The sequence below is a fragment of the Paraburkholderia sejongensis genome (assembly GCF_020880815.1).
Lineage (GTDB): Bacteria > Pseudomonadota > Gammaproteobacteria > Burkholderiales > Burkholderiaceae > Paraburkholderia > Paraburkholderia sejongensis.
The window spans coordinates 62,562-80,064 of record NZ_JAJITD010000004.1; the positions used below are offsets into that span (position 1 = coordinate 62,562).

13 protein-coding genes are annotated in these 17,503 nt (G+C 64.0%); 10 read left to right on the plus strand and 3 right to left on the minus strand.

Annotated elements, in window-relative coordinates; genetic code table 11:
- Position 1 precedes the first annotated feature (1 nt).
- The 8 genes from LJ656_RS09020 to LJ656_RS09055 all read left to right on the plus strand — a co-directional run bounded on the left by LJ656_RS09020 (position 2) and on the right by LJ656_RS09055 (position 12,211).
- Positions 2–439: a DUF4399 domain-containing protein gene (locus tag LJ656_RS09020; RefSeq protein WP_230508944.1), complete on the plus strand. Its 438-nt coding sequence runs from the start codon at positions 2–4 to the stop codon at positions 437–439.
- Positions 440–695: 256 nt separating this feature from the next.
- The gene (locus LJ656_RS09025; RefSeq protein ID WP_230508945.1) at positions 696–983 is read left to right on the plus strand and encodes a hypothetical protein; all 288 of its coding nucleotides are present in this window, start codon (positions 696–698) and stop codon (positions 981–983) included.
- Between the two features lie 240 nt (positions 984–1,223).
- Complete coding sequence (locus tag LJ656_RS09030) at positions 1,224–2,696, plus strand: efflux transporter outer membrane subunit (RefSeq protein WP_425605914.1); 1,473 nt, start codon at positions 1,224–1,226, stop codon at positions 2,694–2,696.
- Between the two features lie 239 nt (positions 2,697–2,935).
- Positions 2,936–5,614 (plus strand): FHA domain-containing protein, encoded by a 2,679-nt coding sequence (locus tag LJ656_RS09035; RefSeq protein WP_230508946.1) that lies wholly within the window; start codon positions 2,936–2,938, stop codon positions 5,612–5,614.
- Complete coding sequence (locus tag LJ656_RS09040; protein ID WP_230508947.1) at positions 5,592–6,965, plus strand: beta-barrel domain-containing protein; 1,374 nt, start codon at positions 5,592–5,594, stop codon at positions 6,963–6,965. Before LJ656_RS09035 ends, LJ656_RS09040 begins: the two co-directional genes overlap by 23 nt.
- 41 nt (positions 6,966–7,006) lie before the next feature.
- On the plus strand, positions 7,007–7,759 hold the full coding sequence (locus LJ656_RS09045; protein WP_230508948.1) for a peptidylprolyl isomerase: 753 nt from the start codon (positions 7,007–7,009) through the stop codon (positions 7,757–7,759).
- Between the two features lie 31 nt (positions 7,760–7,790).
- A complete protein-coding gene (locus LJ656_RS09050) occupies positions 7,791–10,859 on the plus strand; it encodes a peptidase domain-containing ABC transporter (protein WP_230508949.1) in 3,069 nt (1,022 codons plus the stop codon).
- Positions 10,856–12,211: a sigma-54 interaction domain-containing protein gene (locus tag LJ656_RS09055; protein ID WP_230508950.1), complete on the plus strand. Its 1,356-nt coding sequence runs from the start codon at positions 10,856–10,858 to the stop codon at positions 12,209–12,211. Before LJ656_RS09050 ends, LJ656_RS09055 begins: the two co-directional genes overlap by 4 nt.
- An 86-nt stretch (positions 12,212–12,297) precedes the next feature.
- Here the strand turns inward: LJ656_RS09055 and LJ656_RS09060 are convergent, their stop codons facing one another.
- Together LJ656_RS09060 and LJ656_RS09065 are read right to left on the minus strand one after the other, a co-directional pair.
- A complete protein-coding gene (locus tag LJ656_RS09060) occupies positions 12,298–13,068 on the minus strand; it encodes a PP2C family protein-serine/threonine phosphatase (protein ID WP_230508951.1) in 771 nt (256 codons plus the stop codon).
- 5 nt (positions 13,069–13,073) lie between these two features.
- Positions 13,074–13,361, minus strand: coding sequence for a hypothetical protein (locus LJ656_RS09065; protein WP_075304616.1), 288 nt, complete (start codon positions 13,359–13,361; stop codon positions 13,074–13,076).
- 379 nt (positions 13,362–13,740) lie between these two features.
- Between LJ656_RS09065 and LJ656_RS09070 the strand changes: the two genes are divergently transcribed.
- A complete protein-coding gene (locus tag LJ656_RS09070; RefSeq protein ID WP_230508952.1) occupies positions 13,741–15,384 on the plus strand; it encodes an MFS transporter in 1,644 nt (547 codons plus the stop codon).
- Positions 15,385–15,426: 42 nt separating this feature from the next.
- On the opposite strand, the gene LJ656_RS09075 is transcribed toward LJ656_RS09070, so the two are convergent.
- Positions 15,427–16,557, minus strand: a complete 1,131-nt coding sequence (locus LJ656_RS09075) for a patatin-like phospholipase family protein (RefSeq protein ID WP_230508953.1) — start codon at positions 16,555–16,557, stop codon at positions 15,427–15,429.
- Positions 16,558–16,779: 222 nt separating this feature from the next.
- Here LJ656_RS09075 and LJ656_RS09080 point away from each other — a divergent pair, with 222 nt between their 5' ends.
- Positions 16,780–17,427: a glutathione S-transferase family protein gene (locus LJ656_RS09080; RefSeq protein WP_230508954.1), complete on the plus strand. Its 648-nt coding sequence runs from the start codon at positions 16,780–16,782 to the stop codon at positions 17,425–17,427.
- Positions 17,428–17,503 lie beyond the last annotated feature (76 nt).

Genomic DNA, 17,503 nt, shown 5'->3' on the forward strand with positions numbered 1-17,503 from the left:
CATGAACAGGATCATTGCGGCTGCGTTGGTCGTCGCGGCGGCCTGCGCGGCAGCGGCGTTGCCCGGGCCCGCATGGGCCGGCGCGCCATCGCCTGCCGGCGCTTATGCGTATATTGGCTATCCGAACGACGGCCAGGTGGTCGCCGCCAATAAACCGTTCCGGGTCTGGTTCGGGCTGCGCTTCATGGGCGTCGCGCCGAAAGGGGTGAAGTACCCGAACACAGGTCACCACCATCTGCTGATAGATACCGACTTGCCGCCGCTCGATCAGGAAATTCCATCGGACCGACATCATCTGCATTTCGGCGCGGGTGAAACCGAAACGATGATCCAGTTGCCGCCGGGCAAGCACACGCTGCAATTGCTGATGGGCGACGACATGCATGTGCCGCACACGCCGCCGGTGTACTCGAAAAAGATCACGGTGATTGCGCGTTGAACGGCTGTTGCCGCGAAGCCGACAATGCGGGATGCAGTGTTGGACGCAAGCCACCAATCAATCACTGTTATCCGCGTAAAGCCGGCCAGTAGAAAATCAACGTCATTGCTGGAAGTCCCTCCGCATAAGGTGCTCAGGACAGGATAGGAAAAACGGCGCACAACTGGCATAGCCCATGCATCGGTAGCGTCCGAGCAGACAAGTTGCTCGAACCCCAACGCAATCCGATGCGCTTTCCTTTTCCCGGAGATTTGCCATGAACACGCTGATGATCAAGGACCTGTCCAACGCCGAACAACTCGACAGCAAGGCGATGAGCGCCGTGCGCGGCGGTAACGCTTACTGCTATCCGATGCCGTCGTTCTCGTACACCTATGCGCCCGTATGCGCGCCCAACAACAGCAAGACCCTCACCGCGACGCAGATGATCAACACGGCAATGAACATCCAGAGCGCGAACGGCAACGACTCGGCACTGACCTACGGCACGACGACCAACATTAATCCGGCCATCTATTCGAGCAACAACATCGATCAGCACTAAGCGTCGCCGCGCCCGCGCGAGTCGACCGCTCGCGCGGGCCGGCCCCGCACCCGGCGGACCATAAAAAAGAGCTTCCGTTCAATCGTCCTGTCCACGCACCCCTCGCGCTTTCGCGCTTTCACGTTTCGGCCGACCCCCGCCCCGACTCCAGCGCCGCTTCAACACCGAAGTCGCGCGGCCGCGGCTCGGCCCGAAGCGGCGCTTTACCCGCGCAGCGGTTGAGTGCAATCGGAGAACATCGTGTCAGCGTTGCCTGATTCATCGCCCGCTTCATCGCCCGCATCGTCGCCCCTGCCGCGCGTGTTGCACGCGTTGCGCGCTGCCTGCGCGGTGACGGTCTGCGCGCTTTCGCTGGGTGCTTGCATCGACCTCAACATGCCCGCGTACCGGCGGCCGGACACGCCGGCCAAGACCGCCTGGACGGATCACAAGGGCGCCCCGGTCAACGCGGCGCAAACGATCGAGGCCGACTGGTGGAAAGGCTTTCAGGATCCCTATCTGAACACGTTGATCGACAAGGCGATTGCCGGCAACTTCGACATTCAGGTGCTGGCCGCGCGGATCGACGTCGCGCGCACACAGATCAGCGAGGCGCAGGCCGGCAAATTGCCGACCGTGAACCTCGGTGCGGGCATCGACTACACCGCGACGACCGGCCAGCCGTTTTCGAAGACGTACAACCTCGCCGCGCAGGTGAATTGGGACATCGATATCTGGGGCAAGGTCGAGAAAGGCGTGCAGGCGCAAAAGGCGGAATTCCACGCGAGCGAGGCCGACTGGCGCGCCGGTTATCTGGAACTGGTCGCGAACGTGTCGAGTACCTATTTCCAGATCCTGCAATTCGACGATCAGATCGCGCAGCAGCAAAAGACGCTCGCGACCAATCAGCAGATCCTGGCGATCTACCAGGGCCAGGCGCGCAACGGCGTGGCGCCGCAAACCCAGGTGCTGCGCCAGCAGGCCGAAATCAACCGGCTGACTCACGACCTGTTCGAACTGCGCCGCTCGCGCGCGGTCGCGAATAACGCGCTGTGCACGCTGCTCGGCGTGCCGGCCGGCGAATTCGAAGTCCCGCAAGGGCATTTGCAGGAGCGGGTGAAATTGCCCGACGTGCCGGACGGCCTGCCCGCGCAATTGCTGTCGCGGCGCCCCGATCTGGTGGCCGCCGAGTTCCGCGTGCTGGAGGCATACGACCTTGTCGGCCAGGCGAAGCTCGCGCAATTGCCGAGTATCGGCCTGACCGCGCAAGGCGGCACCGCGAGTGTCGCGCTTAATCAGTTGCTGAAATCGTTCACGTTCGGGCTGATGCCGAGCATCAACTTCCCATTGTTCGATCCGAATGTGCGCGCGCATATCAAGGTGACGCAGGCGCAGACCAAAGTCGCCGAACAGCAATACCGGGTGGCGGTGATGGGCGCGTTCGAGGAAGTCGAAAACGCACTCGTCAATCTGAGCGCGCATAAGGCGCAGCGGCTCGAATTGCAGCAGCAGGTGGCGCGGCTGCAGATCGTCGCCGCGCAGATCCAGTCGCAATTGCGGCTCGGCGTGGTGTCGCAGCTGGAGGTGTTCGAGGACGAGCGCACTTTGCTCGGCGCGCAGCAGCAGTTGCTCGAAAACCACCAGTTGATTCTGTCCGACACGGTACTGCTTTATAAGGCGCTCGGCGGCGGCTGGCCGAGTGTCGACGTGCAGGCGCAGGCGAACGAAAAGTAACGGAGCATTGAGCTAATCCGCGAGTTGGCGCGCGGCGCGGGTATTTCGGCTGTTGACGACTTATCCGCGTATTTTTCAACCGACGATATCCAAATTGACTCTCGCCATGCGTGACTTACAATCGTTTAGGGGTCAGCGTTCGCGCGGCTCTTTACAACCACGTCGTTGCGCCGTAGTTCTTCGTGCCGTTTCCGCCGCGCTCTCGCCGTGTCGGGTAAACGATTAGTGATCCAGAGAAAATGGCCGCCGGCGAAGCCCCGATTGCAGAGATGCGCGCGACAGAGGACGCTGCGTTCGACGTGGTGTTGACGCCGCGTGTGTCCGCGCAGCGCCCCGCGCTCGACGCGATCCGGATCGTCGACAGTCTGTTCGCGATCGGCCGCAGCGAAGCCCCGTTCAATGACTATCCGCCCCAATGGACCGCCGCTCTGTCGCGCCGGCATGCGCGCGTGTTCGTCGAGCATGGCGCGGTGTACGTCGCCGATCTCGGCAGCAAGAACGGCACGTCGGTCAATGGCGTCGCGGTACGTCAAACGCCGGCACGTGTCCGCTCGGGCGACGAACTGTGTTTCGGCGGCGACCTATGCTATCGGGTTGCGCTGGAGCCGCGCGCGCGGATCGTCGCGAATGCCGGTACGCCCGCCGCGCCGCATCTGCTGCTGGTGCCGCAGCGCGACGACCTCGGTTTGCAACCGCTCGACGTGCTCGCGTTGCCGTTTCTGGTCAGCAAAACCGACGACGTGTTCGCGCGCTATAAAGACCGTTATCCGCACCAGGTCAATTACATTTCGCGCCGGCACGCGCATCTGTTTCTGAAAGGCGGCGAACTGTACGTCGAAGATCTCGGCAGCACCAACGGCACGTTCGTGAACGGCAGGCGGCTCGACGAATCGGCGCAGGCACTCGCCGACGGCGACGTCGTTGCATTTGGCGGCGATCACTTCGTCTACAGGGTGTCGCTACAAAACTCGTCCGACGTCGAACCCACCGTGACCCAACTCGCCCTCAATGCCGCCGCCGAGCACGCCGCCGATGCGGACAAAACCACGTTCGTCGGCACCGCGCATTCGTTCCTCGAGATCTTTTGCGTCGATCCGGCGGTGCAGCGCGAGGACGAAGTGAACGAAGCCGCGCAACCGGCCTCAGCGCGCGCGAAGCGCGACGGAGCCGGCGGCGGGTCGGCGAATGGCACGGCGCGCGGCGCGGGCGCGGGCGCGAATCAAGCGAATCAGGCGAATCAGGCGAATCAGGCGAATTACGCGAACGGCAACGGTACTGGCGCGGCGCACGGCAAAAGCGGTGCGGGCGGCGCGCGCGGGGCAGCGGGTAAAAACGCCGCGACCCGCCAGCCGCGCCGCTGGCGTCTTTTAGCCGGCGAATTGCACAAGGCACTCGCGGACGGCGAACGTATCAACGTGCGCCGCGCGGCGGCCGGCGGCGTCGTCGCGGTCGCGATCGCGGTGGCGATCGGCGCCGGTTTATATCTGCACGGCGCGTCGGAGCGCGAATTGCGCAACCTGCTGGCAAGCGGCGATTACAGCAGCGCGGTCACGGCCGCGCGCGCTTATTTCGCCAGTCATCCGGCCGACACGAAAATCCGCGCGCTGGCGAGCGAAGCACTGTTGAAGGGGAAACTTCCCGGATGGCTCAATGCGCTGGAAAAAGCGCAGTTCGATCAGGCCGACGCACTGCTGCAAGACATGAAGTCGTTGAGCGCCGACAACGTGGATGCCGGCGCGCTGGTCGGCGAATTGCAATGGGTCGGCGATCTCGAACGCTTCGTTGCGGCGCGCGGCGGCGTCGACGCGCCGATCCGCATGTATCAGGACGAGTCGACGATCAGCAATCTGCTGCAACGCTGGGACGACGACCCGCGCACGCATCAGCGCGCGCTCGATCGCATCGCCGGCTATGTGCCGGTGTTCGCGGAGCCGTACGCGCAGGCGCTCAGTCATCTGCGCAAGCTCGAAAGCGACGATTCGGTGTACGTCGCCGCGATCGAGCGGCTCAATGGTGTGATCCGCAGCGAACTCGCGCACGACAAACCGGATGCTCTGCCGCAAATACTCGACGACTATGCGCAGCGTTATCCGCGGCTCGCGGGACTCGACCGGGTGCGTGAGGATTTGCGCCAGTACACCGCGCTGCTAAACGCGGCGCTCGCCCGCCAGCTCACGTCGCTACTGACGATGATGAAAACCGCGCGTTTCAGCACACCGCCGTTTCAGGCGCAGTACCGGCAACTGGCGGCCACGCGCCTGCCGTCGGCGGCGCTCGTCGAACGGGAGAATGCGGTGGACGCCGAATGGCAGCGCGGCGACATGCAGCACGCGCTGGGCGATTTGCAGTCGATGCCGGCGAGTCCGTGGTCGGATGTCGTGGCTGCGCAGGCCGCGCACAAGAAGACGCTCGCGGATCAATACGCCGAATTGCAGAAAACCCGCGGCGGCAAAGATTACGACCAGCGGCTGCTGTCGTTCTACGCGAGTCTCGACCCGCAGGCCGACGCATGGTTCGTGCAGTCGATCCAGAAAGACGTCGCCGCGCTGCACGACAAGGCGCTCACCCGCGCGCAGGATCTGCTGGTGCGCGCGCAGAATCTGTGGAAAGCGTATCGCGCAGCCGGGCCGATCGGCGGCACGCAGCGGCTCGAAGCGGGCCTGTCGGCGGGCTTTCGCAATCAGGCGCGCCTGCTGTCGGACGCGCAAGCGGCGGCGCACCAGGGAATGCGCATCTACACGCAACTGAAGGCCGATCATCCGGCCGACTTCGACCGCCTGCTCGCGGATATCGACGCCGAAGCGGATCTACAGCGCCGCTCGCTGACCGAGTTGCGGATGGTATTGGACCCCGGGCTGCTGAAAGCGAAGCTCGCGCTGATTGGAGGCGATCAGAGTGAAACGCGACCCGCACCCTAGGCCGTTGTCGGAGGCGCTCGAAGATCACAGCGTCGAAGGCATCGCGATTCTGACCTCGGAGCCGGTGCGCATTGCGCGCGCGTTGATCTGGGCGATGGTCGCGCTGGTGGTCGCGGGCTTGCTGTGGTCGTTCGTCGGCCGCGCGGACGTGATCGTCAGCGCACCCGGTACGTTGGCGCCGGATTCGGAGGTACGGCGCATTTATGCGCCGATCGACGGCGAACTCGCGGACGTGTATATCGCCGAAGGACAGCCGGTGTCGAAAGGCGACGTGCTCGCGCGGCTCAATGCGCGCGGCGCGATCGAAGCGGCCAGCAATGCGTTGCAGGCGCAGTTGAAACTCGAAGACGCCGAGCGCGAATGGAAACAGTTTCCGCAGAAAAAGGCATTGCTGGAGCGTAAGGCCGCGGCGCTGAAGGCCCAGCTCGAAGTCGAGGAGAAGCTGCACCAGAACCGCGTGTCGGAAGGCACGACGAAGCTGGCCGAAGGGCAGAAAGCGGAACTGGACGAAGCGCGCAGCTCGCTCGACAACGCACGGCGCACGCGCGAAGCCGCGCATCAGGAACTCGAACGCTATTCGCAGCTATTCGCGCAGCCGGGCGGCGGCGGGATCGCCGAATTGCAGGTCGAACAGAAACGCACGGCCGCGCTCGAAGCGGATAACGCGTACCGGGTCGCGCAATCGAAACTCGCGGAACTGGATTTTCGCCTGAGCCACGAATATGCGCAGGCCAATGCGCAACTGGCGACCAGCGGTCAGCAAAGTACCGACCTCCAATTGCAGTACGACTCCGCGGTGCGCGACGCGAATGTCGCGGAAGACAAGCTGCGCGTGCAGCTGCAAAGCGCGCGTCTGGAAGCCGACGCGGCCGCGCGCGTGCGTTTCGAGAACATCGACAAGGACAATTTCCTGCTGATTCTCGCGCCGGTCTCGGGCGTGATTACCGATGTAACGTCGACCCAGCGCGGCGACAAGATTCAGGCGAATGCACCGCTCGGCGGGATTGCACCGAAAGACGCGAAGCCAATTCTGAAGATCGAGATCGCCGAACACGACCGCGCGTTCCTGCATGAAGGCCAGGCGGTCAAGATGAAGTTCAACGCGTTTCCATACCAGCGTTATGGGCTGATCAGCGGCACGCTCGCGTCGATCTCGCCGGCGACCAAGCCGTCGGTGCTCGACAAGCAACCGGTCTACGAAGGCCGCGTAATGCTGGACAAAGACTATTACCAGGTAGGCGGCACGCGTTATCCATTGCGTTACGGCATGACGGCCAGTGCGGAAATCGTGGTGCGCGAGCGGCGCCTGATCGATCTCGGTCTCGATCCGTTCAGGCAGGTGGCCGGTTAAGCGCGATAGATCGACAACACTCAAGCAAAGGAGCGAATCAAATGACCGCGATTGTGCGAATCGATGACGAAGTTGTGGACGTCGCCGAGTTCATTCGTCTTCTGAAACTGACCGGCCAGTTCGAAAGCCTGATTGAGCAGATCGTGCGCGACAAGCTGACCGTGCATGCGGCGAAAAAGCAGGGCGTGACGGTGAGCGCCGACGAAATCCAGAATCGCGCCGATCAGTTCCGGCGCGTGCGCGGACTGCATCGCGCGGCGGATATGAATCATTATCTGGACGCGCTGCACGTGAGTCTCGACGAGTTCGAGGTGTTCATTACCGATGGTCTGTATCAGGAGAAGATGCTCGATGAAATCGGCAACGATGCGGCGATCCGCGATTACTTCGCGCTCAATTCGCCGAAATTCGATGCGATCGAGGTGAGCCATATCGTGCTCGACAGCGACGGCAAGGCGAAGGAAATGATCTCGTATCTGCGCGACGATCCGGACGCGTTCGCCGAGATGGCGCGCGAGCATTCGATTGCCGATACGCGCGAATCCGGCGGCGTGATCGGCAAGGTATTGCGTGGCTCGCTGAAGCCCGATATCGAGGCGAAGATTTTCAATGCGGCGGTCGGCGATCTGCTGGGGCCGTTTCCGTCCGAGGATCGCTCGTGCTTTGAGATCTTCGCGGTGACCGCGAAATATCCGGCGACGCTCGACGCGGACGTCGCGACCGAGATTCGCCGTTTGCTGCGCGAAGGCTGGCTGATGGCCCGCGCGCAGGAACACGTGATCGAAGCGCGCTGACGCGCTCGCCCGAACCAGGCCTGCCCGACTCATGGACGCTCCCCAGACCGCGCCTTCCGCACCGTCCACCGCCGAGTTTCTCGCGACGGTGGAAATCCTGTCGCCGTTCTCTCGCGACGAGATCGAGCGGCTGGCCGAATCCGCGCAGCAGCGTTTCTATACGTTCGGCGAGACGGTGTGCTCGGCCGGTGACGTGGCCGACGGTCTGTACGTGATCCGCTCCGGCTCGGTGCGAATCTTCATCGAAGAGCACGGCAAGGAAACCAGCATGGGGGTGCGCAAGTCGGGCGAGATCTTTGCCGACATCGCGATGTTGCGCACGTATGTCCATGAAGCGTCGGTGCGTGCGTCGGCGAAAACTGAATTGCTGTTTATTCCGCGCGCCGCGCTCGAACCGGTGATGGCCGGCAATCCCGCCGCGCTGACGTTCGTCGCCAGTTATGTCGCGATCAATTCGGCGGGCGGCTTCGTCGCGCAGCTGTTCGATCTGCGCGGCAAGCTGAACAAGGCGGAACTCGAAGAGTACGTGCGCAGCGTCGGCGCAAAGCGCGTCGCCGCCGGCAAGGAGATTCTCAAGCAGGATGGCCGCGACGATCGCCGGCTCTACGTGGTGCGGCAAGGCCAGGTGCGGATCGTGCGGCACGAGGAAGGGCGCGACTACACGCTCGCGACGCTCGGCGAAGGCGAGATCTTCGGCGAAAAGGCTTGCCTGATGCGCCAGGAGCAGATGGCCTCGGCGGTGGCGACGACCGACACGCGCCTATTGGTGATTCCCGAGCGCACCGTTCATTTCGTTCTCGAACGCAATCCGAAACTGCGCGAAGTACTGGACGAGCGAATTCGCTACGGTGACCGCGAATTGCAGCGGCAAAAGCGCGTCGAACAGCGGCGCAAGCTGCCGTTGATGCTCGACTTGCACAGCAAGCCGGAACTCGGCGAAAAGATCATCAAGCGGTTCGCGCTGGTCGAGCAGGCCGAGGAAATGGACTGCGGCGCCGCGTGTCTGGCGATGATCTGCCGCCACTACGGGGTTCCGATGACGCTCGGCAAGCTGCGCGAACTGGCGAACGTGACCACGCAAGGCGCGACGCTCGACAGCCTCGCGCGCGCGGGCGAGTCGCTCGGCTTCACGACGCGCGGCGTGCAATGCACGTTCGATTCGCTGCGCGGCTTCGATCTGCCGCTCATCGTCCATTGGGAGGGCTACCACTATGTCGTGGTGTATGGGTTGTCGAAAGACTATGTGTGGCTCGCCGATCCGGCGCTCGGTTTCAGAAAGCTGAGCGTCGAGGATTTCGAGCGGGGCTGGAGCGGCACCTGTCTGCTGTTTACCGGCGGCGCCCAGCTATTGCAGATTTCGGCGTCGCGCTCGCCGTGGATTCGTTTTATCGGTTATCTGAAGCCGTATCGCAAGATACTCGGCTACCTGTTTCTCGCGACTTTCGTGATTCAGGTACTCGGCGTGATTCCGCCGCTGATTATCCAGAACATCCTCGACGGCGTGATCGTGCATCAGAACGTCAGTCTGCTGCATCTGCTGATAGGCGGTCTGATCATCTCGAACCTGTTCTCGCAACTGATGTCGACGATTCGCGCGTACCTCGCGAACTTCATGGTGCGCAACATGGACTTCGCGATGATGTCGCAGTTCTTCAAACATACGTTGTCGCTGCCGTTCTCGTTCTTCGCGAAGCGCAAGACCGGCGACATTTTCGCGCGCTTTCAGGAGAATCAGACGATCCGCGCGTTCCTGACCGAATCGACGGTGACCACCGCGCTGAATCTGCTGATGGTATTCATCTACTTCACGATCATGTTCGTCTACAACGTGAAGATGACGCTGGTGCTGATCGCATTCGTGGTGCCGATCATGGCGCTGACCGTGATCGCGACGCCGCGCATCAAGGGTTATGCGCGCGAGGTGTTCACCGCGTCGACCGACGCGAAGTCGTTTCTGATGGAAGCGTTGGCCGGCGTGGAAACCGTCAAGGGGATGGGGATCGAGCGGCCGGTGCGGTTGCGCTGGGAGAAGAAATACGCGAAAGCGCTCGAACTGCAGTATCGCGCGCACGCGTTCAATATTCTGGTCAGCTTCGGCAGCCAGTTGCTCAACGCCGCGACCACGATTGCGATTCTGTGGGTCGGCGCGAATCTGGTGCTCGCGCGCGAATTGACGATCGGCCAGTTGATCGCGTTCAATGCGTTCATGGGCAGCGTGTTGTCGCCGCTGATGGGGCTGGTCGGCTTGTGGAGCATGCTGAACGACGCGGGCGTCGCGATGGAACGGCTCGGCGACGTGCTCGATATCGAGCCGGAGCAGCGGCCGCAGGATTTGCCGTCGCGCGTGATGCTGCCGGAACTGCAAGGCGAGATCAGTTTGCAGGGCGTGTATTTCCGCTACGGCGAGGACGACTCCGCGTATGTGCTGGAGAACATCAGCTTCGAGATCAAGCCGGGAGAGCTGGTCGCGATCGTCGGGCGCAGCGGTTCGGGCAAGACCACGCTCGCGAAGCTGCTGGTGGGGTTTTATCAGCCGAGCGAAGGCAAGATGACGATCGACGGCTACGACGTCGGCGTGGTCGACAAGGCCTATTTCCGCGCGCAGATCGGCTATGTGATGCAGAGCAATCTGCTGTTCTCGGGCACGATTGCCGAGAACATCGCGAGCGGCGACGACGCGCCCGAACGAAGACGCATCGAGGAAGTCGCGAAGATGGCCGACGCGCACGGCTTTATCAGCAAGATGCCGCTCGGCTACGAGCAGATCGTCGGCGAGCGCGGGATCGGTCTGTCGGGCGGCCAGATCCAGCGGCTGTGCATTGCGCGCGCGCTGTACCACGATCCGCGCCTGCTGGTATTCGACGAAGCAACTTCGGCACTCGATTCGCAGTCGGAGAGCAATATTCTCGGCAATATGCACGACATCCTGAAGGGCCGCACCGCGGTGATCATCGCGCACCGGCTCAGTACGATCATGCGGGCGGACAAGATTCTGGTGCTGTACGAAGGCGCGATCGTCGAACAGGGTCGCCATGAAGAACTGATCCAGCGCGGCGGCATGTATTACCAGCTGGTGCAGAAACAGTTGAGCGCATCATGATGAAGATACTCGACCAGACGGAAGAGACAAGTCCCGCGATTTCCTACGCGGGGCTGATCGAGCGGATCGAGATTCTGCGTTCGACGCTGCGCTGGTCGTCGCGGCTCGAACGCGCCGATATCGACAAGCTGCTCAGGCAGGCCACGTCGTTGCGCGACGAGGTGATGCAGCTGTCGCACAAGGAGCGCTTCGTGCAGGCAGCGAGCGCGGCCGAGCCGCAGGACGCGGCCGGTCAATCGCGCGGCGCGCGCCGCAAGGCGCTGCTCGATCGCAGTTTTATTTTCGAGGGGACCTTCGGCGACAACCTGCGTCTGCTCGAATCGCTTGAAATCGCCGAGAAAGCAGCGCCCACCGATTTGCCGGTATTGATCGACGGCGAAAGCGGCACCGGCAAGGAATTGATGGCCAAGGTGATTCATGCGAACGGCGCGCGTTCGGACAAGCCGTTTATTTCGGTGAACTGCGGCGCGATTCCGGACAATCTGCTGGAATCCGAACTGTTCGGCCATCGCAAAGGCGCGTTCACCGGCGCGTCGAACGATCGCAAAGGCAAGTTCGAAAGCGCGCATACCGGCACGATCTTTCTCGACGAAATCGGCGAATTGCCGCTCGCGGGCCAGGTGAAACTGCTGCGGGTACTCGAATCGCACGAGATTCAGCGGGTCGGCTCGGATGAAATGATCGCGGTCGATACGCGGATCGTCGCGGCGACCAATCGCAATCTGCGTCAGCTGAGCGAAGAGGGGAAATTCCGCGAAGACCTGTTTTACCGGCTCAGTGTGATTCACGTTACGCTGCCGCCGCTGCGCGAGCGCCGCGACGAAATTCCGCTGCTGATCGCATGGTTCGGCGACGAGGCGGCCGGTACGCTGAAGCGCCGGCCGGTCAGACTGACGCCGCGCTTGCGCGATTTTCTGCTTGCCTACGCGTATCCGGGCAATATCCGCGAATTGCGTAACGTGATGTATCGGATCTCGTGTCTTGCCGGCGAGATGGCCGACGTCGAGCATTTGCCGCTCGATATCCGGCCGAATGCTGCGGGCGTGGCCGGGGTGGCAGGCGCCAATGTACCGGCGAGCGGAGAGCAGCCTATCAGTGTCGCGAATCTGATGTCGCTCAGCGACGCGAAGCGGGCCGCGAGCGACGACGCGGAGAAAGCATTCCTCGAGCGCGGCTTGCGCGAGGTGAGCGGGACGGTCGCCGAACTCGCGCGACGCATCGATATGAACCGTTCGCACTTGCAGATGCTGTTGAAAAAGCACGGGCTGCATTCGAAGGATTTCCGCAACCGCAACGGCCAGCCGGCGAAATACGGCGCGAACGAGCGGGACGAGGACGACGCCGAAGGCTGAACGCGGTCCAACGCGGATAAGCGGAGACGCGGGGAGCGCGGCGCGGAATATGGCAAGCGGCAAGCGGCAAGCGCGTCAACAATCTCTCATGGCGCGGGATTCAGCAAGGTTTTCTCCGACGCATTCGGGTCCTGAGCTTCGACCACCACCGCGGTGATGTTGTCGCGCCCGCCGCGCGCGAGCGCCAGTTCGACGAGTTCGCCGCACGCGTTCTCGCGCTGCGGGGAGGTCAGCACGCCGGCGATCTCGTCGTCGCTCAACTCGTTGCTCAGTCCGTCGCTGCACAGCAGGAACACGTCACCGTCGGCGACTTCGATCGCGTTGTCGTCGAGTTCGAGCACATCGGTCGCGCCGACCGCGCGCGTGATCATATGCTGCGCCGGATGATGGCGCGCTTCTTCTTCGGTGATCACGCCGAGCGAACGCAGTTCTTCGACCTGGCTATGGTCGCGCGTCAGTTGCCGCAATTGCCCCGCGCGATACAGATAGATGCGGCTGTCGCCGGCCCACAGATAGCCGCAGAAGCGATCGCACGCGAGCAGCACGACCACGGTGCTGCCGATCCGTTGCACCTGGCGGCGCGCGGCTTCGTCGCGCAACTGGCGGTTCGCGCGTTGCAGCCGCGTGCGCGCATCGGCGACCAGCGCCCGGATGCTGCGCGGCGTGCCGAGCTGGCTCAATGCGTCGATGACCGCGCGGCTCGCGACGTCGCCGACCGCGTGCCCGCCCATCCCGTCGGCGACCGCCCAGCGGCCGGCTTCGGGTTGATCGAGGCACGCGTCTTCGTTGATCTCGCGAACGTGTCCGGTGTCCGAACGCGCGCACGAAGTCCAGCGAAATTGGCTCGCGCAAGTCACAACGTCTACACCGAATCGTTGCGGGTGCGTGCGTCGGGCGACACCGTGAGGTTCGAATTCGCGCCGAAGTTGCGCACGTCGACCGACTGGAACTGGTTGATCATCTGGTTCGCGTAGAAGTTGTTGGACACTTCGTACAGGTTGACGACCGGACCGATGCTCGGCGTTTGCGGCACGTAGGGCTGGATCCAGCCATATACCCACGGCGCGCCGCCGCCGCCGCGAATCGCGGCCATCGCCTTGCGATCGAGCGCGAGGTTCAGCGAGAGGTCGTTGATAGAAATGCAGGACATGTCGTTCTCCGGTTGGCCGCGTAGACAACGCAACGCGCGCGGTTCAATGGACTCTGGCGGAGATGGTGCAAAGCGCGTGCCAATCGGGGGGCGGAACGGCGCGCGCGCCGCGGCGCGTTGTGCGGCGGGCCTCGCGTGGATCGGCCGCGAGCAGGGCCGGCGCGAGTGGTCGGTCCGCAACCAACATATCCGCGTTCGAACAGGTGTGCGGGCCAACAGATCGTCCGGGCCGCGCGGCGTCGCTGCGCGGGTCGCCCGGGCGGCCGCACAGCCGGATTGAACTATAGTTTCTGTCGCAAAGCCCGTTCAACGCGCGGGGATGGATTGCCGAACATCCGGCGCGTTGGTGTGAGATCCGTCGATCAGCACCGGAGCAAACTTGGCCAAGCCCGATTTTCCCGCCAGCGCGCGCCATGCCGCGCATGCGCTCGCCGCGCAAGCGAGCCCGTGCGACGAACTCGCGATCCGCGCGCAACCCGCCGCGACCGGCTTCCCGTGCCGGCGCCAACGTCTCGCGCTCGCCGCGACGATCCTCGGTTCGAGCATGGCGTTCATCGACGGCTCGGTCGTCAATGTCGCGTTGCCGTCGATCCAGAGCGAACTCGGCGCGAGCGTCGCGGCGCTGCAATGGGTCGTCAACGCGTATTTGCTGTTGCTCGGCTCGCTGGTGCTGGTCGGCGGTTCGCTCGGCGACGTGCTTGGCCGCCGCACGGTGTTCATCGCGGGCATCGCGCTCTTCACGCTGGCGTCGGCCGCCTGCGGCCTCGCGCCGAACGCGGCGGCGCTGATCGCCGCGCGCGCGGTGCAGGGGATCGGCGCCGCCCTGCTGGTGCCGAGCAGCCTCGCGATCATCGGCGCGGTGTTCGACGATGCCGCGCGCGGCCGCGCCATCGGGACCTGGGCGGGCGTCGGTGCGATCACGTCGGCGCTCGGGCCGGTGGCGGGCGGCTGGCTCGTCGATGTCTGGTCGTGGCGCGCGATCTTCTTCCTGAACCTGCCGCTCGCCGCGTTGACTATCGTGCTCGCACTCGCTGCGGTGCCCAACAGCCACAGCGCGGATGCGACCCGTGCGCTCGACTGGCCGGGCGCGCTGAGCGCGGCGGCGGGACTCGGCGCGCTCACGTTCGGCCTCACGCTGGCGTCGTCGCGCGGCTTCGCGCAGCCGCTCGTGCTCGGCACGCTCGGCGCCGGCGTGCTGATCCTCGTCGCGTTCGTGCTCATCGAAGCGCGCAGCGCCAACCCGATGATGCCGCTCGACGTGTTCCGCTCGCGCGATTTCAGCGGCGCGAATGTCGTTACGCTGCTGCTTTATTTCGGGCTCGGCGGCGCGTTCTTTTTCCTGCCATTCACTCTGATTCGCGCGCATGGCTTCAGCGCGACCGAAGCGGGCGCGGCGCTGCTGCCGGTGCCGGTCATGATCGGTTTGTTGTCGCGTTTTACCGGCGGCCTGACGAGCCGTTTTGGCTCGCGAGCACTTCTAACTATCGGGCCGGCGGTGGCCGGCGCCGGTTTCGCGTTGCTGGCGTTGCCGCTCGTGCATGGCGGCTACTGGAGCGGCTTTTTCCCCGCGCTCACGGTGTTGGGTCTCGGCGTGACGATCGCCGTCGCGCCGCTGACCACGACCGTGATGAGCTCGGTGCCGCGCGAGCGCGCCGGCGTCGCGTCCGGCATCAACAACGCGGTCGCGCGGGTGGCGAGTTTGCTGGCGATCGCGGTGCTCGGCATCGTGTTCGTGTGGTCGCATCACGCGGCGCTGGCGGCGCGTCTCGACGCGTTACCGGTGCCGCCCGGTGCGCGCGAGACAGCGCAGTTGCTGGAGCCGGCTGCGCAAGCGGGGGGCGCGGACGGCAACGCGCCCGCGGCGCGCGCGACGCCGCTGGCGAGCGCGCAAGCCGACGCGATCGTCGACGCGTTGCGCGCCGTTGCGCTCGTGTCGGCCGTGTGTGCGTTCGCCGGCGCGGGGATTGCGGCGGCAACGTTGCAGCCGCGCAAACTTCGTGAGTTGCCTGAGAACCGGGGCTGAGCGAGCGCGAAAGCGTTGCTTAGCTAATCGCTTCGGAGCGGCTCACGCGGCTTCTGTCGTCACCTGCCCACACTCGACACGATGCACCGTCACGCCAAGATGCGCGCTCGACAGTTCGGTCAACCAGGGTTTCGCGGCCAGCGCCGTGCTCAGGTCCGCATAGCCGGCCGCACGCCGCTCGGCGATCGATTCACGCGAGAATTCCGCATCGCTGCCGGGCACCTGATCGGGGCCCGGTCGATACACGACATGCACGACGTCGAGCCGCTGCAGCGCTGGGCCTTTCGGGAGCCCGGAATCCGCTGCCGGGTCACGCGTCGCGAGATGATGCCTGGCTTGCCGCAGACGGGTACACGCGACGGCGGTATTGAGGTGATAACGGCTGCGGCTGGCGTACTGAATCTGTTTCGCTCTCCATAGCACTTCGTTCATGTTGCGCGGCGCTTTCCCCGCGAGGCTCCACAGATCGATCATGAACACGACCAGATGCGCATGCCGCGAGCGCTCGACGATCTCGTCGAGCGGCGTATTCGACACGCACGCGCCATCCCAATAGAGCCGGTCGTCGATCGACGTCGCCGGAAAGCCCGGCGGCAGCGAACCGCTCGCGAGCACGTGCGCGGCCTCGATGTTCTCGCGGTCGCTGTCGAAGAAATGCGGCATGCCGGTTTCGACATTGGTGACACCGACGCTCAGCCGCACCGGCGCACCGCGCTCGACCGGCAAGTTCGCGAAGCGCTGCAACGTGGCCAGCATCGGCGAGGTGTCGTAGAAGCTCACGTTTTGCGACGGCGCATCGGGCAGGAACAGCGCGAACGGATTGCGCGGCGAGAAGAACGCCGGTTGCCCGAACAGCACAGCATCGGCATAGCTGAGCGCGTTGTGCAGGTAGCGCAGCACCGTTGCATCGTCCGGCAACGAAAAATCGGGCCGCGAAATGGCGTCCCAGAACCCTGTCAGTTTTTGCAGCCGCTCTTGCGGCGGGTTTGCCGCAATCAAGGCCGCGTTGAATGCGCCGATCGACGTGCCGCAGATCCAGTCGGGCAGCAGACCGGCTTCATGCAGTGCCTGGTACGCGCCGATGTGATACGCGCCGAGTCCGCCGCCGCCTTGCAGCGCGAGCGCGATCGCGGGTGTCGTGCGGGGCGAAGCCGAGTCGCTAGGGGTGGCCATGCGGGAGCTCCTTGCATCTACGGTCGATCGGCGGCGACTGCCTGGGATTCCAATCTATTTCAGTGCGTTCGTGAGCGCCTGTCCGGACAACTTTGCTGCGTCTTCGGCGAACATCTATTTCGCATAGCTATTTTTATTGTCGTGAGTAGAATCGCCGACTGGCTTCGAGAAAAAAATCTTTCGGACAGGAAGCCGAACCGATCCCTTGAGCAGGAGGTCGCGATGAAGCTCTATTTCAGCCGTAATTACAATCCGCGTCTCGCCGTTGCGGTGGCGCGCTATTTGAACTCGCCGGTCGAGTTCGAATTCGCGTCGCCGTTTTCGCCGGGCGAGCGCGACAAGTTCATCAAGCTCAATCCGAATCTCAGCCTGCCCATTCTGGTCGACGGCGACGCCACGCTTTGGGAGGCGGACGCGATCGCGTGCCGGCTCGCGCGTCTGGCCGGCTCGCCATTATGGCCGACCGATGACGCGCAGCCGGACCTGATCCGTTGGCTCAGTTGGGGCCATTGCCACTTCGTACGCGGCTGCGATCACGTGCATTTCGAACGGGTAACCAAACAGCGTTATGGGCTGGGGCCGATCAGGCCAGAGATCGTCGAGGCTGGGCTGAACGAGTTCGCTTCGTCCGCCGCGATTTTGCAGCAGCATCTGGCGCAGCGGGACTGGCTGGTCGGCGATGCAGTCACGTACGCCGATTTCCGCGTCGCCTGCGTGTTGCCTTTTGCGGATCTGGCTGGCCTGCCGCTCGGCGATTTCCCGCGGGTTCAGGCGTGGCACGCGCGACTGATGGAGATACCCGCATGGCGCGACCCGTTCGCCGGGCTCGACGCGCCGGAACTGCCGCCGATCGGCGCGGCGGCGCAATGATCGCGGGCACGCTCGCAGCCTTCAACTGACTGCCGTACGCCAACAGATCGCCTCGAATTCTGTTGGCCGTTCGCTG